This window comes from Methylobacterium sp. (assembly GCF_019745455.1).
Taxonomy (GTDB): Bacteria; Pseudomonadota; Alphaproteobacteria; order Rhizobiales; family Beijerinckiaceae; genus Methylobacterium.
In genome coordinates, this window is record NZ_JAIETD010000081.1 from 1 (window position 1) to 18,815 (window position 18,815).

Consider the following 18,815-nt stretch of genomic DNA (forward strand, 5'->3'; position numbering starts at 1 on the left):
TGGGTTGTGCGCTGGACTCGAAGCCCTTCGGGTCGGACGCGCGCACGGACGCCGCCAAGCTGACGACGCTGGCGGGGGTCTACGCAGCGCAGGACAACGCACACGGGCAACCGGGGATCTGACTGTGGTTGCATGCTCCTTATGTCGGCATGGAACCTGGCCCGCGACGTCGCGTCGAGCTCGGGTAGTCGGTGTTCGGTGGAATTCGGCCGGTGCGGAACGCCGCAAGCCACCGGTTCGCCGCCAAGGCACTCCGCAGCAGTGTCGTCGATGCGGAAGCTGATCCGCCCCCTTGGCCAACGGGTCGGATCGTGACGGATCCGTCCATGGTTGGAACGGCCGTACACAGGAGGCTTTGACGTTTTCGGAGAACCAGGTGATCTGAAGAAGGGTCCCGTCCGGAGACCCGCATGTCGACCATTCATGTCAACCGCCTCGAAGCGCCCACCGGGGTGGCCCGCAGGGTGCTGCGCGAAGCTGCCTTGCGTATTCTCGCCCTGCACGGATGCGACGGCCCACAGACGCCGATGAAGAAACGGGCCGTCCGTTTTCAAGGCTTCTCGATTCAATACTACGTTGCGGAACCAGACTCGATATCGCGGCGTGGAGGGATCCGATGGAACACACCATTCGGGGCCAAAGCGGACGAGTGTCAACACGTCATGGATATCGAGGTCGGCGAGCACTTGCTCGGAATCGGTTGGAGAGGCGATGGACCCATCGTGCACGATCGGTTCGTGCGCGGACCGTGGGAGTTGGAGCTCCTACGCGCGGCAGACATGGCGGACGACATCCCGTGCATGAACCGGGTCGCCCCGGCCGCCCCGGAACGATCGAGTCGAAGAGTCTGGCCGCTCGAGGCAATCGTACGGACCGGCCAGGGCCGCTTGCGCCGTCCGGTTGCATTCGACGTAATCGGATACAAGACCTGCTGGCCTGCGACCGCACCAGCAGGCACGAGTTTTTCCGAACTGGTCGACCTGGTGAAACACTATTACGATGCATCCCGCAGCGCAGATGGGGCGGTCACAAGCGCGACCGGGTTCTCCAGCTTCTCGATACGCGCCCGGTTGGGCGAACGGACTTTCAGACGGAGCGTTCCGATCGGAAGACCGGACCTTCGCTACTGGATAGCTCCTCACGGCGGCGCGAGGGCGGCGGCATCCCTGCTTGTATTGCTCGGTCAAGTCGACCCTATCGCTGGGCCGACCGTAGGCCGCTGCGTATGAGATCCCGCTCGATCGCGTCGCCAAAGGGCCGTTGGCGAGTTCGACAGTTCCGAGGCTGCCTCGATTCGTCGAAGCACATCGACTGGTGTCCTGCTCCTGACGTTTCCGACGGAGGTGTGTCGTCGGGTTCGACGTCGAACGCTCGAAGACGGAAGCGCTCGACGCCGGTCGGAATGGCATCGGCCGACTTCACCCACCGGTACGGCTTCGGATCGGTCTTCGTGGTCGTGATGAAGGCAAGAATGTCCCGCTCCGGCTCCTCGAACGGGCGGTCGACCACGCCCCGGATGGCCCGGGCCGTCGGCAAGCCAGACAAGGCAACGGATGATCGATGACGCTGTCCCTACAATGGAAGGACGCGGTGATCCTGCTGGTCCCGGGCGGCGATACCTACCGCCGACGAGTTCCTGCAGTGGACTGGCCACCCGGCCGGTGTTGCGTGTCATTCGGCCTGCCGCAGCCGCTGATAGTCTACTCGGACGCGACGCCGTGGAAGTTCGATGTCGTCGTCGAGCGGCTGGGGCGATCGGCACCGCGCCGCGGGTCACGCCGGAGCGCTCGGCGCCATGCGTCCGCGTGCCAGGGGCGTCGGTCCGCGGAGGCAGCCGGCCGAGCGACCCCATGACCATCCTGACGATGCGATCCTGCCGCGGCGCCGCCGCCGCGTCGGTCGTCCAGGCGAACCGTCCATACGCCCGACGGCCGGCGCGGTCCCGCTCCCAAGACTAGGCGGCGCGCTGTGCGGTGTAGGGCGGATAGTCGGTGTAACCGCGCCAATCGCCGCCGCAGAAGGTCGAGCGGTCGTAGGGGCTGAGCGGCAGATCTTCGCGCAAGCGGCGCACGAGGTCAGGGTTGGAGATGAACCGCCGTCCGAACGCGACGAGGTCAGCCTCGCCGGCGGCGACGACGGCCTCGGCGCTCGCCTTGTCGAAGCCGCCGGCGGCGACGATCGGTCCTTTGAAGATGCGGCGCAGCTCCTGCGTTGCGACCGGGGGCGCGCCCGCGTCGACCGTGTCGTTGCCGCGGATGCGCGGCTCGACGACGTGCAGATAGGCGAGGCCGAACGCATTCAGCGCCTCGGCGACATGGCCGAAGGTGGCGCTCGGGTCGCTATCCGACATCGCGCCGTATTCGCCGGAGGGGGAGATCCGGACGCCGACGCGGTCGCCGCCCCAGACGGCGGCAGCCGCTTCCGTGATCTCCAGAAGGAATCGGGCACGGTTGGCGATCGGACCGCCATAGGCGTCGGTGCGCTTGTTCGAGCCGTCCTGCAGGAATTGATCGGGCAGGTAGCCGTTGGCGCCGTGGATTTCGACGCCGTCGAAGCCGGCGGCGAGCGCGTAGGCCGCGCCCTGGCGGAAATCGGCGACCACGCCCGCGATCTCGTCCAGTTCCAGCGCGCGCGGAACCGGGTGTGGCTTCGGCCCCGTGGCGGTCACCGCCGTCCCGCCCGCAGGAAGCGCCGAGGGCGCGACCGGCAGCACGCCGCCGGGCTGCAGATCGGGATGCGACTGCCGGCCGACATGCCAAAGCTGGAGGAAGATGCGCCCGCCGCGCGCATGCACCGCCTCGGTGATCGGCCGCCAACCAGCGACCTGCGTCTTAGTGAAGATGCCGGGCGTATGCGCGTAGCCGAAGCCGGTCGGGGAGACGGGCGTGGCCTCGCTGATCAGGAGGCCGCCGGGCGTGGCGCGCTGGGCATAATAGCTCGCCATCAGGGCGGTCGGCACCTCACCTGGCCCCGCGCGCATCCGGGTGAGCGGGGCCATCACGACGCGATGGTCGAGGACGTAAGGTCCGACGCAAGCAGGCGCGAACAGTGGCGACATGACAGGCTCCAACGGTAAAGCGTTGCAGCCCATCTCGGCGGAAAAGGACTGGCCCGGAAGGCGGCCTACTGGCATTCCACCTATTCCCGGAGGATGAGAGATGGACCGGCTGGAGGCGATCAGGTTGTTCGTGCGCGTGGCGGAGAGCGGCAGCTTCTCCGCGGTCGCGCGCGAGGCGAACATCGGCCAGCCGGCGGTGTCGAAGCAGGTGGCCGCTCTGGAACAGCACCTCGGCGCGCAGCTGATGCACCGCACCTCGCGAAGCCTGACGCTGACGGAAGCGGGGCAGGCCTTCTACGAGGCCGGGGTGAAGCTCCTGTCGGATCTCGAGGCGGCCGAGTCACTTGTCGGCGCCGGGCAGAGCCGGCCGTCGGGGCTTTTGCGCGTCAGCCTGTCGGCGGGGTTCGGACGGATGCAGATCGTGCCGCTCATCCCCGCCTTCCATGCGCGCTATCCCGACGTACAGGTGGAGACGTTGGTCTCCGATCGCTTCGTCGACCTGGTCGAGGACGGCGTCGACCTCGCGATCCGCATCGGCGAGCTCGCCGACTCCGCGCTGGTCGCCCGGAAGATTGCGGTCACCCAGCGCGTCACTGTCGCGTCGCCCGCCTATCTCGATGCGCATGGTTCGCCGGCGGGCCCGCACGACCTCGATCGCCACGCCTGCATCGGATTCGTGTTCCAGCGTCAGGTACGCCCCTGGAGCTTCCGCGTTGGCGAGGACCGGGTCGAACACTGGCCGAAGGGGATCCTGCGCACCAACGACGCCGAGCATGTCCGTATGGCCGCTCTCATGGCACTGGGGCTGGCGCAGGCGCCGCGCTGGCTGTTCTCGTCGGACCTCGCGAAGGGTCGGCTCGTCGAGGTGCTCGCCGCCTGGCCCGGCGAGCGGACACCTATCCACGCTCTCCACCCCGACGGGCGCCGCCCGCCCGGCAAGCTGCGCGCCTTCGTGGATTTTCTCGTCGCCGCCTTCGAGCGCGATCCCGAACTCACGCCGCGTTGAAGTCATTCATGCCGAGCTGGAATGGACTCTAGTCCGACGCACGGCGTTATCGCCGTCAGACGAGGGGCTTAGCTAGCGGTCGTGCCGGGCGATGGACGCCCAGCCCCGAGACACCGCCGGAAGGACTCGTCATGACCACGTTCCCCGTCCACACCGCCGAGAGCGCCCCCGACGCCTCGAAGGCGACGCTCGAGGGCGTCAAGAAGGCGTTCGGCTTCGTGCCCAACCTGCAGGCCAACATGGCGACCAGCCCCGAGCTGCTCGCCGGCTACTCCGCGCTGTGGGACCTGTTCTCCAAGACCACGCTGACGCCCACCGAGCAGCAGGTCGTCTACCTGACCTCGAACTACGAGAACGAGTGCCACTACTGCATGGCCGGCCACACCAAGCTGGCGCAGATGGGCAAGATCGCCGACCCGATCGTGCAGGCGATCCGCAACGGGACCGAGATCCCCGACGCGAAATTGGAAGCGCTGCACGTGTTCACGGGCCTGGTGGTGCGCGAGCGCGGCTTCGTCGGCGACGCCGCTGTCGAAGCGTTCCTGGCGGCCGGCTACACGCAGCAGAACGTGCTGGAGGTGGTGCTGGGCGCGGGCACGAAGCTGCTCTCGAACTACACCAACCACATCGTCCACACTCAGCTCGACCCCTTCATGAAGGGCGCCGAGTGGACCAAGCCCGGCTCCAGCCGCGTCGCGGCCTGACCCGTCCCCTGCCAGCCGGCCTCCCGCCCTCGCCGGTTCGACCCCGGCGCCGACCCCGGCTCCCCCTTTCGGGGTCGGCACATTCTTCCCGGAGAACACCCATGTCGCTTCAAGCCCGTCTCGATGCGTTCAAGGCCGACTTCCGCTCCGGTAGGCCGCCGTTCAACGCCCCCGCCTTCGTCCATCCGATCATGGAGCGCGCCTCTGCCGAGCTGATCGCATCGGGCGCGGCCGGACGTGCGCTCACGGTCGGCGACAAGGCCCCTGCGTTCACTCTCGACGACCCCGACGGCGCGCCGGTCTCCTCGACCGAACTCCTGGCCAAAGGCCCGCTGGTGCTGAGCTTCTACCGCGGCGTCTGGTGTCCCTACTGCAACCTCGAGCTCCAGGCGCTCGAAGCGGCGCGGCCCGCCTTCGAGGCCGAGGGCGCGACGCTCGTCGCCGTCTCGCCGCAGAAGCCGGCGAACAGCCGCCGCTCGCAACGCGAGAACAAGCTCGGCTTCCCGATCCTGTCGGATCCCGGCAATCAGGTCGCCCAGGCGTTCGGTCTGAAGTTCGCGCTGCCTGATTACCTCGTCGTTCTCTACAAACAGCTCGGCAACAACCTGCCGCTCGTCAACGGCGACGAGAGCTGGACGCTGCCGATGCCGGGCCGCTTCGCCATCGGGCAGGACGGCCGCGTCGCCTACGCCGAGGTCAATCCCGACTACACGCAGCGTCCGGAGCCCGAAGCGCTGATCCCGGCGCTGCGCGCGGCGCGGCTTCAAGCTGCTTGAAGGGAGCCGGGCCGATGCCGCGCACCATTCTCATCACCGGCGCCACCAAGGGCATCGGCCTCGCGCTTTCCCACCGCCTCGCGGCGACGGGGGAAGCGGTGGTCGATCTCGCCCGCAATGCCGCGCCCGACTTTCCAGGCAGGGTGGTGGAGGTCGACCTCGCCGATGCCGCAGCGACCCAGGCGGCGCTCGACCGCGTGCTCGCCGACCATGCAATCGATGCGGTGGTCAACAATGTCGGCCTGGTAAGACCGGCGCCGATCGGCGCGGTAGACCTGAGCGACCTCGCCGCTGTGCTCGATCTCAACCTGCGCACCACCGTGCAGACCGCGCAGGCGGCGCTGCCGGGCATGAGGGAGCGGGGCTGGGGGCGGGTCGTCAACATCGCTAGCCTGACCGTGCTCGGCGTGCCCGAGCGTACCGCCTACGCCGCGGCCAAGGCGGGGCTCGTGAGCTTCACCCGCGGGTGGGCGCTGGAACTGGCCGCGACCGGCATCACCGTCAATGCGGTCGCCCCCGGTCCCACCGAGACCGAGCTGTTCCGCGCCGGCAATCCGCCGGGCAGCGGAGGCGAGGCGCGCTACCTCGCCGCGGTGCCGATGCGCCGCTTCGCCAAGCCGGACGAGATCGCGGCCGCCATAGCCTTCCTGCTCTCTGAGGACGCGGCCTTCATCACCGGCCAGACCCTGTTCGTCGACGGCGGCGCCTCGATCGGCAAGGCCGCGATCTGAGCATTGCCCTATGGGAGGACGACAATCATGCAAAGGCTCTCCGGACGACGCGTGGTGGTGACCGACTGCGACGAGCTGATCGGACCAGAGATCGCCGTCGTCTTCCGGGAGGCCGGTGCCGAGGTGCTGGTCGACCGGCGCGATCTCACCGCGCCGCAGGCTGCCGCCGAGCTGATCGCGCAGGCCGGCCACGTCGACGTGCTCGTGGCCAACCTCGCCGCCCCGGCGCTGGGGCGGCTCGCGATCGAGAGCGACGACGCAGAACTGGACCTGATGCTCGATCGCATGGTGCGCCCCCTGCACCGACTCGTGCGCGCGGTTCTACCGCAGATGATCGCGCGGCACTCCGGCAAGATCGTCGTGGTGGGCGCGGGGGCGGCCCTGCGCGGGGTGCCGCGCCGGGCGGTCTATTCTGCCGCGCGCGCGGCCCAGCACGGCTACGTTCGGAGCGTGGCGATGGAAGCCGCCCCCCACAATGTGCAGGTGAACGCCACCGCGCAGACCTTCGTGGAGAACCCGACCTACTTCCCGCCCGCCTACCAGACGACGAGCGAGTTCCAGGAGCGGATGCGGGGCGTGCCGGCAGGCCGGCTCGCCACGGCGCGCGAGGCCGCGACCTTCCTGCTGACGCTCGCCGGCCCGGAGAGCGATTTCCTCGTCGGGCAGGTCTTCCCGTTCACCGGCGGCTGGGTCCACTGACGCAGCCGCTGCTCGCGCCTCTCCTCAAGACGGAACACGGGCCATGATCGACCTCTACGCCTTCGCCACGCCCAATAGCGTCAAGGTTCCCATCCTGCTCGAAGAACTCGGGGTGGACTACGTCTACCATCCCGTCAACATCCGCCAGGGCGAGCAGAAGGCTTCCTGGTTCCAGACGCTCAACCCGAACGGCAAGGTGCCGGTGATCGTCGACAGCGAGGGGCCGGGGGGCGAGCCGCTCACCATCACCGAGTCCGCCGCGATCTTGGTCTACCTAGCCGAGAAGTCCGGTCGGTTTCTGGCGCGCGAGGGCGATGCGCGGGTGCGCGCGTTCGAATGGCTGTTCTTCCACGCCGCCGGACTAGGGCCCGCCTTCGGCCAGTCGGGCTACTTCCAGAAGCTCGCCCCCGAGCCGATCCCCGCCGCCATCGAGCGCTTCCACGGCGAGGCCAGACGGACGCTCAACGTGCTCGACGGTCGCCTGGCCGAAGCCGAGTACCTCGCCGGTACGTACTCGATCGCCGACATCGCCAAATTCGGCTGGGTCTGGCGGCGGGAGTTCGCGAACGTGGATCTAGCCGAAACGCCCCACGTGGAGCGCTGGTATGCTGCGGTCGAAGCTCGCCCTGCAGTGCAGCGCGCTATCGGCAGGCTCTGATCGAGGGTGGAGATCCGAGCGCATCGGACGAGCATGTCGGAATCGTGCCGAAATACCGATTATCCGGCACCCGAGATGGCGACACGGCTCGTTGACGGAAGCAAGGCCGTTTCGAGCGGCGATCGTCGTTTTTCGGAGGCGATGTCAGCCAGAGTGATGCCGCGACTGCGGCGATCGAGTCGGCCGGCCAGAAGCGGTCCTGGCGGACCAGACGCTGGCATAGACCAAACTCTTCGGGCGCATCGCCGGCTCCGAGATCCCCGCGGAGGCCTGCGTACGCGACGGGCAACAATCCCCCGGGGCCGGCATGAAGGCAGGAACTCGACCACTTCACGGGTTGCTAACCCTATCGCGGGCTTAATGGCGCGCCCCACGTGCGGGATCGCGTCGGGCCACCGCCCCGATCCCTAGCCGTCGTGTCCGATGAAGTTCCTCGACAACCTGAGGCTCCTCGCGAAGCTCGCGATACCCTCCCTCGTGCTCGTCGCCGTCTCGGCGGGCATGATCCTCCTTGCCCGGGGCAGCCTGACCCGCCTCGACGCCAATACGCAGGAGATCGTCGACCGCAGTGCCCAGCGCGCGATCCTGTCCCTTCAACTCGCGGTGGCCATCGACGAGGCCACCATCCGTGAGAAGAATCTCATCATCGAGGGTGACGGTCCGAACCGGCAGGTGCTGCGCGGTCAGCACGCCGAGGACGAGCGCGCGGCTCGTGAAGCCGTCGACCACCTGGTGCAGCTGTCGGACACGCCCGAGCGGCGCATCGTCAACGAGAAGCTTAAGGAGCTGGCGGACCGCTTCCTCGCGACCTCGAAGGCCGCGGTCGACATGGTGCTGAGGAACGAAGTGACGGCGGCGACCGCCTTGTCGAACGGCGACGGCAGGGCGGCTCGGCGCGAGGCCGTGGAGGCGACCCGGAAGCGCGTGGACGCGAACGTCGACGCCCTAAAGGAGGAGAAGCGGCAGGCCGCCGAGGTCGCCGCCGCGGCTACGCAAACCCTCACCCTCGTCGCCGTACTTGGCCTGACGGCCGCCTTCGGACTGCTCGGCGCTATCGCCGTGTTCGGGATCACGCGCCCGCTGAACGGCCTAGTCGGCGTCCTGGAGCGGATGGCTCGGGGCGAGACCGACGCCGTCATCCCGGAAGCCGCGCGCGGCGACGAGATCGGCGCGGTCGGCCGTGCGGTCCGGGGCATCAAGGCCATGGTCGCGCAAAAGGCGGCGGAGGAGGCCGAGGTGCAACGAATCGCCGACGAGGCGGCCGCCGCGGAACGGCGGCGTACCATGGTGGAGCTGGCCGACGGCTTCGAACGCGCGGTCGGTGGCATCGTCGGCACGGTCTCGTCCGCCGCCACGGAGCTGCAGGCAACCGCCCGGACCATGTCCTCCGCCGCCGCCGAGACCGCGTCCCAGTCGACGGCCGTCGCCGCCGCGGCCGAGGAGGCGGCCTCGAACGTCACGACGGTCGCTGCGGCCTCCGAGGAACTCGGCTCGTCGGTGCAGGAGATCGGGCGCCAGGTCGCCGGCTCCGCGGACCTCGCCCAAAGGGCCGTGACCGAAGCCGATCGGACGGGCATGTCGGTGCAGGAGCTCAGTGCCGCCGTGTCGCGCATCGGCGACGTGGTCGGGTTGATCCAGAACATCGCGGGCCAGACCAATCTGCTGGCGTTGAACGCCACCATCGAGGCGGCCCGCGCAGGCGAGTCCGGCCGTGGCTTCGCGGTCGTGGCCGCCGAGGTGAAGGAGCTCGCCAATCAGACCGCGCGTGCGACCGAGGAGATCTCCGGGCAGATCGCCGGCATCCAGGCCTCGACAGCGCATGCGGTCTCGGCCATCGGCTCCATCACGGAGCGCATCCGGCAGATCAACGGCGTTGCCACCGCCATCGCGGCAGCCGTCGAGGAGCAGGGCGCGGCGACGCAGGAGATCGTCCGCAACGTCGGCCAGGCTGCGGCGGGCACCGCCGAGGTGACGGGCAACATCGCCGGCGTCGCCGGGACGGCCGAGGAGACGGGCGCGGCGGCGGCCCAGGTGTTGGCCTCCGCCTCCGAGCTGTCGCGCCAGTCCGAGACCCTCTCGGGCGAGGTCGCCCGCTTCCTCGCGACCGTGCGGACGGCCTGACATCGCCGGAATCCACGTCCTGCCGGCGGGAGGTGCCGGCCCGGTCGAGGGCGGCTCCATCCCGATTCGGCAGAGTCCCACGAAGCCGGCGTCGATTTCGATTTGTGGGCCGTGAACATCCGTGCCTGCGGCTTCAGCGTGCTGTCGTGGCGACCGAACGCACTCGCTCATCGAGAGGATCGAGACAACGGCCGACCCCTGGCCTCAGCCCATCCGCGCCGGCACGTCCTCGTGCCGGAGCTCCTGGTGAAGGAAGGCAATACCCGCGTGGCCGTCCACCATCGCGAGCAGCGCGAAGGTGAGCCAACGATGGAACAGGTCGCCGGGGACGACCATCCAGGCGATCCTCTCGTCGCGCCCTCGCATGAGCGGATGCCGTAGGGCCTGAACGGCTTGATCGACCCGTATGGGCGCTTCAGCGGGAGCCCCGGCACGACCATCATCGGCGCGTAGATGAGGAGGTCACCGGCCACGGCAGCCCGTCCCAGGCGTCCCCGAGGCGGTGGGCGGCGCACCAGGTTCGCCAGCCCCCAGGCCCAGCGCAGGACCACGAGTACGAACAGGGTGAAGCCAAGGGTGAAGTGGCTGCCTCCGACGAAACGCGTGAGGACGTTTTCGCCGGTGCCGACATACGGCAGCGCGCCCGCGAACTGCCATGCGAACAGGGTCGCCATAAGCCAGTGGAAGCCGCGGCTGACCCGGCCGTAGCGGCGCGGCGTCTCGAGCCAACCTGCCGCCGGCGTGATTGCCCTTCTTGGCCGACCAGGACGTCGAGCCGGTATTGGTCCGTCCCGGTCTGGTCGGAGACGCGCGCGAATGCGCTGGCGCCGCCGATGAAGAGTTCCGCCGCCTCGTCACCGGTGAGCGGGTAGTGCGTCTCGCCCATCCAATGCACCAAGACGACGCTGCCGCCCGGCTGCAGGCAACTCCGGACCCGATACACCAAGCGCACGACATCACCGGCATCGGGGGCAGTATACGACCTCCGACAGCAGGATCAGGTCGAACCCCTGATCCCCATGGCAGCATCGACCACGACACCGCACGCGGCGGCGAGCAGGACGCGCGCTCGGCCCTGCGCGTGCTCTTCGAGACGAAGCTTTGCTTTCGCGCGCGAGCGCGACGCCCTCCTCGCCTGTAACGGCATCGGCGCCGCAGCCATCGCCTTCGGCTGCGACCACGCGGATGCCAGGGCAAGCGGAACGGTTTCACTTCCCATGACGCGTAGGGGACATCTCGACGGGTGTCCTCAAGGCGCACGACCCGAAACGGCACCTGACTTGGCTCGGCCGCCGTAGAATTAAACCCGCCGAAAAGCGAGATCCGGACCCCGGCCCCGAATTCGGAAGGTGACCGTCGCGACAATCTTCTACATCGGGCCCGGCCAGAGCCGCATCAGGCTTTCCCCGAGCCCTGCCACGATGATCCGGGACTATGCCTAGGGTTAGGCGAACTGCGACGCCCTCGACGGTCTGGGAGCCCGGCCGAAGCCCCGTCGACCGAGATGACCTGACGATCGGTGCGTGCTCTTGCGACCGTCATCAGCATCGCCTCACTGCCGACGACCCGCCGGATCCTGCGCGTGCCATCTGTTCGCGAAGGAAATCGATCGTCTTCGTTTCGATGCCCTGGCCGACATCATCCACGCACCTTTTCGCGCAATCCATGTCCTTCGATGTCGATAGCCTACGTGGCCGCTCCGACCGCGAACAAGGGAGCCCCTTCGAGCGATGCAGTCGGTCTACGGCTTGGAACCCCATCCTCGCAGTGGAACGCTCCGGAACCGAAAACCGCCGAGAAGAGAGTGTGTGGCTGGTACGCCGGATCGAGGCGGAGCGGGAGGCTTCGACGTTGGGGGGATCATCCCCCGCGCTCAGGTGTGCTGATAGCCGAAGTTTGTCGGCGTCGATCCAGCTAAGTCATTGGTCCAGCTAACCCACGAAATCGAGCATGGCGCCGGGTACGTCGGCCACGGGCGTCAATGTTTGTCGGCCGGGCGCATTGGCATCGTCGGGGGCTGAAACCACCGCCTTTCCAGGGTGTTCACTGCGCGGACCAGATGCCTCGGTAGCTCCAAGCCCTTGTTCGTCGGTCGCTGCCTCGCCTACGTCAGCGGGCGAAGCCGGCGTGTGGGAGATGGTGGGGTAGAAACCGAGCGCTCAGGAGCCGCGCACCATGATCTTGCCGCCTAAGATCGCCACGTTGGACCCTCGCCGGGTCCGAGACATGTTCAAGGCCTTCAACGAAGCCGACACCGAGTACGATTTGTCCGGCGCAGCGCCCAAGTTCGTCCTTCGCAGGATGACGCGGACCTACGTGCGCGACGAACTGAACCTGTCCGATGCCAAGGCCGACGAGGTTCATCGTTCGCTGATCGAGGAGGGTTGGATCGACGCCGAGCGCCTGTGCCCGACGCATCAGGGAATGGGCTTGGCAAACCACCTAGACCTCCCCCGCATCTCGCGAGAGGAGGGCTTGGAGCTCGTCGAACGGGTACTCGATTGGGTTGATCGAGCGAACGCTGACGAGAACTCGCGCGTCCGTATTAAGTCCATAGAGCTTTATGGAAGCCTGGAGCGAGGATCGGCGGACATAGGCGACGTCGACATCGTCGTCGCGTTTAACACGATGGACCTCGATGACGGCCCACTGCCGGAGGACATGGATCGTGAAGATGAGTTGGCCGCCGAGCTGACGGCGATCTCGCCCTACATCAGCCCTGCTACCGAGCTCGACAAGCTCGGTATGCCCCATGCGAACTATCGGCAGATCTACCCACGGCCTTGAGATGGCCGAGCCCCAATAAGGCTGTTGGTCGATCAACTGGTCACCGCCGACTGCGGGTGTGCAGGCGTACGGCGTGGCACATGCCAATCGCATGAAGTGCACCTGATTGCACATTGCAGCGTCAGCGTAGGCTTGGCATCCTTGCTCCGTCTTCGCCCTTGAGCAGCTGACGAGGAAGCGAGAGGCGGCGGGCGAAGCGTTGGGCGAGATGCATGGGACACATGACCGATAGCGCCTTCGAGAGGCTTAAGGCGCTGGAGGCCAACATCCGGTCTGCCTTGGCCGAAGGACCGAACGAGAGCGACACGCGTCTGAAGGCGCTCGACCGCATCCTGTTCGAGGTGCTGGGCTGGAAGCACGAGGCGGTGTTCACGGAGCCACCGACCGAATCGGGGTACATCGATTACCTCCTGACGGTCGGCGAGCGCCGCAATGCGCTCATCATCGAAGCCAAGAAAGCGGGCCTGCTCACTCCGGCGACGAAGGCCGACCGCGTGACCGTGGTCAGCCTTGCTGGACCGGTTGTAAAGCCTCTGCTTGCCGGGATGCGGCAAGCGTTGGGCTACGCGGGGGAGAAAGGCGCCCCCATGGCCGTCGTGACCGATGGGGAAACTTGGCTCTTCTTCAAGGGAACGCGAACGGATGGCCGGCCACCTCTTGAGTGCAGGGGCATTCTGTTTCCCAATCTAAACTCGGTGATCGAGGACTTCGGGCTGTTTGCTGAGCTCCTGGGTCCGCTTGCCGTCGTCGAGAGGCGCCACCTTTCTCATCTCGATGAGGCCGAGGGGCGAAAGGTCGGGGATGCCGAGCAGCACTTCTACGTGTTCCCGCCTAGCGAGGCGCGGATGCGCACCCGTGACCCGCTCGCGCATGACGCTTCTCTGCTGTTCTCTCAGTTCTTTTCTCGTCTCTCGGACGACCAAGATCGAGAAATGCTGCGGGACTGTTTCGTTGAGACTGGCGAGAGCCGAAAAGCGGATCTTGAGCTGCAGAAAATAATACAGAAAGTCTTGAACAATATCTCTGCCATTAGCACGGGAAGCGGAGGGGCGCTTCAGGCGGAGCTGGAACGTGCGATGGTCTCGGGCAGATCGGAGACAGTGCTGCTCATCGGCAATAAGGGATCCGGCAAATCGACGTTCGTAGACCGATTCTTTGACCAGATCCTGCCTCTCAGCGTTCGCGAGCGCTGCGTCGTCGCCCGTGTGGACCTCGCCGAGTACCACGGCGATCCTGAGCGCATCGTGTCCTGGGCAATTCTGCAGCTCCGCGACCGCTTGGAGACCGGGGTCTGCGCCAACGACCCGCCGACCTACGATGACCTCCAGGGCATCTTTTTCAAGGAATATAAGCGCTGGACGACCGGAGCGCGAAAGCCTCTCTACGAACGCGACAAGGACGAGTTCAAGATACAGTTCGGAGAACACATGGAGAACCGGCGCGAGACGCAGCCGGACACTTATGTGCGTCTTCTGCTAGACTGGGCGGCGCGCGGCCACGGCAAGCTACCCTGTCTCATCTTTGATAACACCGACCAGTTTCCGGTCGAGGTGCAGGACGCAGTGTACCAACTTGCCCACTCGCTGGAGAGCGCGGCACCGGTGTTCAATATCGTGCCCATCACAGATCGCACCGTGTGGCGCCTGTCCAAGGCAGGGGCGTTGCAGAGCTATGCATCGAAGAGCTTCTACTTGCCCGTTCCGGAGGCCAAAGAGATCATCTCGCGCCGGGTCGCCTTCCTGAAGGGGAAGCTCAAGGCAGAGCCAAAGGCCGCTAAGTCATATTTTTCGCGCAAAGGGTTCCAAGTAGAGGTCAACAACCTTCAGATGCTGGCCGAGGCGGTAGAGAAGGTCTTCGTCGAGAACGACTACGTATCAGGCTTGATCGGACGGTTGGGCAACTTCGATATCCGTCGCATGCTGAAGCTGGCTGAGCGGATCTTCCTGTCACCCGAGGTGAAGATCGACGAAATTATCAAGTCGAAATTCGGAGGGCCGAGCGTCACCACCGACCGGTTCCGAACGCATCGTGCCCTGGTCAAGGGGGAGTACGACCGCTTCACCGAGACTGAGAACGAGTTCATTTCCAATGTGTTCGAAACTAATCCGCAACGGCCGGGCTCGCCAATGCTGGCGTTTTACATTCTCTGGGTGCTACGCCAGCGCTTGAACACCAACCGTGACGACAGCATCGAGGCCGCGCACTGGCTTGTGGCCGACCTATGCGACTATTTCGAGGGGTGCGGCGTTGCGCAGGAATTGGTGCTGCACGCCATACGCCGACTCTACGACCGCCGCCTGATTGAGGCGCTCGACCCGAACCTCAAGCAGGTCGGGATGGCAGACAAGATCACGATCAAGGAGAGCGGAATAGCCCATATTGAACTCGTCCTGTCGTCGACGGTCTATGTTGAGCAGATGGGGCTCACGACCGGCATCAACGACATCTCCGTCAGGGACGATCTCCGTCGGCGTGTGCAAGCTGCCAGCTTCATCGAGCTCCGGGACGTTTTCTTGCGGTACGTGCTCAAAATGGATGCCGCCCGGATCACTATCCCATCGACACCAGCCTATTCGCAACTCGTGGAGGCGCGGCGACACGTGAAAGGCTTGTCCGCCACTGAGCGGCCACCTAGGCGGCGCTTTGAACGAAACGCAGCGCCAGGGCGCGGGTCAAGTGCCAGATCACGCCAAGTACAGGAGCGTCGATGAGAGGGAGGGCTTGCCAGCTCCGCGAATGTCTCATTCAGCCTGAGTACCTGAGTGGCGGTCGGCACTTCGCTGCTTGACACCTATTTCCTTCAAAGCCTTGATCAGCCTGCGCTCGAAGAAAGTCGCGTAGAATTCGTCCTTGGATAGCGCCGGCTCGATCCCGCGATCCTGAAGCAAGCGCGGAACCGAAGGCACCGAAATGCCCAGCAGCCCGGCGACATCTGACATGCGTAGGTACCGGGAACGGAACCGGCCAACCTCTTCCGAGGCGATCACCACGATATCCCTCGGCACGGTAGGATGGCGCTGGACGCTCGCGCGGAGGAAACCTCTGTCGATGAGGACCTTCACGGTACGGGTTGGAACGCCCAGCATCAGCTCGACCTCACGACGGGTGTAGCCTTGCAGTTCAGGGCGCCTCACCCTCCCGCGGATCTCCGCGACGTCGATCAGGATGGAGCGGAGCCCGTTCGCTCCGGCCAGGTGTCCCACCCAGCCAAGGGTCCCGCCGGCGACCAAGCCCACCACGTCCTCCACGCTGCACTGAGCCCGCTTGGAGGCCGCTCGAAGATCGCAGGCGCCCTTCGGCACGACCGCCACTCCCTCAGCCCCAGTGAGGAGCTTGGCCAGAAAGGCCTTGACCTCCGCGGCGGTGAAGCAAGGGCTCGATGTTCCGGTGACCGCCTTGTCCAGCACTTGGAGATGGCCCGCGCGTTGAAGCTGCCGTGCCTGCATCCAGGATATGTCCAGGTCTGAGGCGACGTCAGCTAACGTACGGACCGTCCCTAGCAATCGGAGCAGGTCGGACGCGGCGCAAGCGTCGAATGTGACCTCATGATCAAGAAGTCCCTCGTGCCCCGGTGCAAGGTGCCCGGCGTGATTGAGCGCCCTCCTGAGACGCTTGGCATCAAGCCCGGTCTCATGTGCCGCAGAACGCAGCGAGTGCACCTTGCGATACGGTACTGGCTTGCCGAACATTCGCTCGTTCGGGTTGAAGGATGCCCGCTCGGCGATGCAGCGAACCATTGCGGTTCGTATCGGGTCATAGGCGGGATCCGTCGTCACGTAGTCCAGCCACTCGTAGAAGCGACCAAACCAAGCCATCGGCCCGACGGGCGTGGCCCTATCGCCCGGGTAGGTCGAGATAAGGTTGGCCAGGAATTCATCGAGCGCTGTCGAGTCGGACGAGATCGCGGCAAACCCCTCCGCTCCCGCTGCGGCCCAGTCGCCGGTGCCGAGCGTTTTGAGCCGCGCCTTCCGCCCGAAAATGGCTGCGGCACCGAGCATCTCGCAGGTCCTGGCGGCCGCGTAGAACGGCATCTCGTCCAGCCAGCAGCCAATCGAACGGCCTTCAAGCCGATCCAGGAGGTACGCCTCGAAGGCAGAGGGGGACCTTTGACGAGGTTGCAAACGCGTGCTGCTCCCTCGATCAATCCACGGCGCGACGACGGACGCGAAATCCTGGACGGTGGCCCTGGAGGTGCCTGGCAGGTCGATCAGGGCAACCTCGTGGTCCGGGCAGGTGCGGAGATGCGTGACCGTCCAAGCGGTCCGCCCGTAGGCGGCGAGGAAACCCGGAGTGCGGTTCCGGGTGGTGCGACCGTCCTCGGCGAGACAGGCCGGACAGATGCGGACGTTCGCACCCACGAAGCTCGCGACGACGAGAGCCTGCCCCCGGACGCGGTATCGGTTGCCGTCCCGGGATCGCGCCTCGCAAAGGAGCGGCTCGACCTCGCTCCCCGTGAGCTCGCAGATGCGCCTGATAGAATCGGTTTTCCCGGCGACGAGGCCGTCGTAGGAGATGCCGAGGTCCTTGCAGAGCTCCCGCCCCGAGGCCAAGCCGTTGATGCGGGCCAGCCGGGAGACGAAGCTCGCCGGGGTCTCGCCGGGCGTGTGGGGGAAGCTCGGATCCAGCCTCATCGCAAGACCTTCGCTCGGCGCGCGGCGGGGAACGCATCGCCGGTCGCCTGGAGGATCAGTGTGCAGTCCACCTTCCGCCAGTTCGGCACCACGAACGGGTTGGCGGCGTCCGAGCAGCCCGTACGGGCCCGGTAGGCGAGCTTGAAATGCTCGATGCCGAGCGTGGTCGCCCGCGGCTTGGCGTCGAAGGCCTGTCCGATGGCCTCGTGCGCGATTTGCATCGTCGTCCCGAGCTCGTACAGGGCCGCGTGGATTAGGCGGGGCACGAGCGTGACCTCGATGTCCGCTGAGACGCCCATCCCGGCCACGCCGGCCATGTCGGTGACCGCCGCCGCAGTCATCGCGGCATCCAGCGGCAGCATCAGGGAGCGCAGGCCAACGAATACCGCACGGCGGCGAACCTCACCCTTGGTGTCGGCGTTAGGCGTGCCGTCTTCCTCGGGTTCATTCAGCCCCTCGAAGAAGGGGATCACCTCCGGCAGCCCGGACAGCACGAGCACCACCGGCCATGTCGGCGATACAAGGAACCCCTTCAGAAGGGTCCGGATCTGGATCAACTCGCGCTTGTTGGCGGTCTCAAGCACATTGTGGATTTCGTCGAGGTGCAGAACCACCTTGCCAAGAAATTCGAGCCGATCGCGCACCCGATTCCAGATTGCCGGCACGGGACGTTCGGCCGCCATGGGAAAGCCGAGCACGCGCAGGATCTCAAGGGCCAGCGCCTTTGGGTTGCAAGGCGAGGGCGTCAACACGGAAACCGCTCGGCATCCGGAGGCGGGCACGCCGAACCCGGGGAAGGCGGGATGATCCGAGATCGTGCGTGAGAGCATCGAGCTCTTACCGGCGCCCGTCCTGCCGGTCAGCACCAGCGCGCGTGTCTCGCTTCGATTGCCGGGCCCCAGGTCACGTGAGGCGTCGATTCGCGTGACGAGATCCGCCAGGAGTTTCCTGAAAATCTCGGCGGTCTCGTCGTCCCGGTCCGGCGTCTTCAGGATGCGTGACTTGACCAACTCCATCACGTGGAGGCGCTCACGCTCCGCTGGCGACATGGCATCGAGCAGATCCCGCAGTGCCTCGGGGCCCGAGCCGAAGACGTCGCTCATCGGGTATCCCCATTCCGGCCACTCATGCGCCACGACGGGGCCGGTTCCGGGTCTCCAGGCCGCGTCGGGATTGCTTCGCCGGCATCGTTGCCGGAGCCGGTCACCGGAATGACCCCGTCGAGAAGATCATCTCCGGCGAGCGGTTCAACCTCGTCCCACTCCGGCAGCGAAAAGCCGTAGCCCAGCGCCTCGCGTGCTCGACGCAGAGAATCGGGCGTATCCAATGCATCCGATATTCCGGCTTCGCGCTGGCATTCGCGGGCAATCGCGGAGAAGTCGCGCACGGCCGCGAGCACAATAGGGCGGGACAAGAGCGCCTGATTGGTGAAGCGCGCCCGCAGGTCGACCGCCGTTTCTTCCCAGACGCCAAGCGGAGTGCCACGAAACTCGCTCTTAAGACAGGGGACTGCTACCCAATCCTCGCCAAGCTTGATCGAGACATAACCGATGTCCTCCGGATCAACCCTGGTCGTGTCCGTCAATGAGGTGGAAATTCGGGGTGGAGTTGGAGCGGCCATCGGTCAGGCGGCCTGAGGTGGAA

The 18,815-nt window shown here is 66.3% G+C and carries 15 protein-coding genes and 2 pseudogenes; 10 read left to right on the forward strand and 7 right to left on the reverse strand.

What is annotated here, in order from left to right; genetic code table 11:
* The first annotated feature begins 410 nt into the window (after nt 1-410).
* Nucleotides 411-1,229, forward strand: coding sequence for a hypothetical protein (locus tag K2Y56_RS17040; RefSeq protein ID WP_286964955.1), 819 nt, complete (start codon nt 411-413; stop codon nt 1,227-1,229).
* 725 nt (nt 1,230-1,954) lie between these two features.
* On the opposite strand, the gene K2Y56_RS17045 is transcribed toward K2Y56_RS17040, so the two are convergent.
* The gene (locus tag K2Y56_RS17045; protein WP_278307294.1) at nt 1,955-3,058 is read right to left on the reverse strand and encodes an alkene reductase; all 1,104 of its coding nucleotides are present in this window, start codon (nt 3,056-3,058) and stop codon (nt 1,955-1,957) included.
* Between the two features lie 100 nt (nt 3,059-3,158).
* Between K2Y56_RS17045 and K2Y56_RS17050 the strand changes: the two genes are divergently transcribed.
* From K2Y56_RS17050 to K2Y56_RS17080, 7 genes are all read left to right on the forward strand, one after another.
* Nucleotides 3,159-4,064 (forward strand): LysR family transcriptional regulator, encoded by a 906-nt coding sequence (locus tag K2Y56_RS17050; protein WP_278305553.1) that lies wholly within the window; start codon nt 3,159-3,161, stop codon nt 4,062-4,064.
* Nucleotides 4,065-4,195: 131 nt separating this feature from the next.
* Nucleotides 4,196-4,768 carry a carboxymuconolactone decarboxylase family protein gene (locus K2Y56_RS17055; protein WP_278305554.1) on the forward strand — a complete coding sequence of 191 codons (573 nt, stop codon included), beginning with the start codon at nt 4,196-4,198 and terminating at the stop codon, nt 4,766-4,768.
* Between the two features lie 101 nt (nt 4,769-4,869).
* A complete protein-coding gene (locus tag K2Y56_RS17060) occupies nt 4,870-5,544 on the forward strand; it encodes a peroxiredoxin-like family protein (RefSeq protein WP_278305555.1) in 675 nt (224 codons plus the stop codon).
* Nucleotides 5,545-5,558: 14 nt separating this feature from the next.
* The gene (locus K2Y56_RS17065) at nt 5,559-6,275 is read left to right on the forward strand and encodes an SDR family oxidoreductase (protein WP_292510078.1); all 717 of its coding nucleotides are present in this window, start codon (nt 5,559-5,561) and stop codon (nt 6,273-6,275) included.
* A 27-nt stretch (nt 6,276-6,302) separates the two neighbouring features.
* A complete protein-coding gene (locus K2Y56_RS17070) occupies nt 6,303-6,974 on the forward strand; it encodes an SDR family oxidoreductase (RefSeq protein ID WP_278305557.1) in 672 nt (223 codons plus the stop codon).
* A gap of 43 nt (nt 6,975-7,017) precedes the next feature.
* Nucleotides 7,018-7,632 (forward strand): glutathione S-transferase N-terminal domain-containing protein, encoded by a 615-nt coding sequence (locus tag K2Y56_RS17075; protein WP_278305558.1) that lies wholly within the window; start codon nt 7,018-7,020, stop codon nt 7,630-7,632.
* Between the two features lie 423 nt (nt 7,633-8,055).
* Nucleotides 8,056-9,753 carry a methyl-accepting chemotaxis protein gene (locus K2Y56_RS17080; protein ID WP_278305559.1) on the forward strand — a complete coding sequence of 566 codons (1,698 nt, stop codon included), beginning with the start codon at nt 8,056-8,058 and terminating at the stop codon, nt 9,751-9,753.
* Nucleotides 9,754-9,957: 204 nt separating this feature from the next.
* On the opposite strand, the gene K2Y56_RS17085 is transcribed toward K2Y56_RS17080, so the two are convergent.
* The gene (locus K2Y56_RS17085) at nt 9,958-10,089 is read right to left on the reverse strand and encodes a hypothetical protein (RefSeq protein ID WP_278307336.1); all 132 of its coding nucleotides are present in this window, start codon (nt 10,087-10,089) and stop codon (nt 9,958-9,960) included.
* A 146-nt stretch (nt 10,090-10,235) separates the two neighbouring features.
* Nucleotides 10,236-10,427: pseudogene (locus K2Y56_RS17090) on the reverse strand (cytochrome b); the annotation flags it as partial.
* 1,501 nt (nt 10,428-11,928) lie between these two features.
* Between K2Y56_RS17090 and K2Y56_RS17095 the strand changes: the two are divergent.
* Together K2Y56_RS17095 and K2Y56_RS17100 are read left to right on the forward strand one after the other, a co-directional pair.
* Complete coding sequence (locus K2Y56_RS17095; protein ID WP_292510085.1) at nt 11,929-12,540, forward strand: hypothetical protein; 612 nt, start codon at nt 11,929-11,931, stop codon at nt 12,538-12,540.
* A gap of 221 nt (nt 12,541-12,761) precedes the next feature.
* Nucleotides 12,762-15,251, forward strand: coding sequence for an ATP-binding protein (locus tag K2Y56_RS17100; protein WP_278305561.1), 2,490 nt, complete (start codon nt 12,762-12,764; stop codon nt 15,249-15,251).
* A gap of 30 nt (nt 15,252-15,281) precedes the next feature.
* On the opposite strand, the gene K2Y56_RS17105 is transcribed toward K2Y56_RS17100, so the two are convergent.
* From K2Y56_RS17105 to K2Y56_RS17115, 4 genes and pseudogenes are all read right to left on the reverse strand, one after another.
* Nucleotides 15,282-16,571, reverse strand: a complete 1,290-nt coding sequence (locus K2Y56_RS17105) for a hypothetical protein (RefSeq protein WP_292510089.1) — start codon at nt 16,569-16,571, stop codon at nt 15,282-15,284.
* A 189-nt stretch (nt 16,572-16,760) separates the two neighbouring features.
* Nucleotides 16,761-17,171 (reverse strand): annotated as a pseudogene (locus K2Y56_RS26525) (TniQ family protein); the annotation flags it as partial.
* Nucleotides 17,168-18,274, reverse strand: coding sequence for a TniB family NTP-binding protein (locus tag K2Y56_RS17110; protein WP_278305563.1), 1,107 nt, complete (start codon nt 18,272-18,274; stop codon nt 17,168-17,170). The gene K2Y56_RS17110 and the pseudogene K2Y56_RS26525, both read right to left, overlap by 4 nt.
* Nucleotides 18,271-18,756: a hypothetical protein gene (locus K2Y56_RS17115; protein WP_292510092.1), complete on the reverse strand. Its 486-nt coding sequence runs from the start codon at nt 18,754-18,756 to the stop codon at nt 18,271-18,273. The genes K2Y56_RS17110 and K2Y56_RS17115 overlap by 4 nt, the downstream gene beginning before the upstream one ends.
* Between the last annotated feature and the right edge of the window lie 59 nt (nt 18,757-18,815).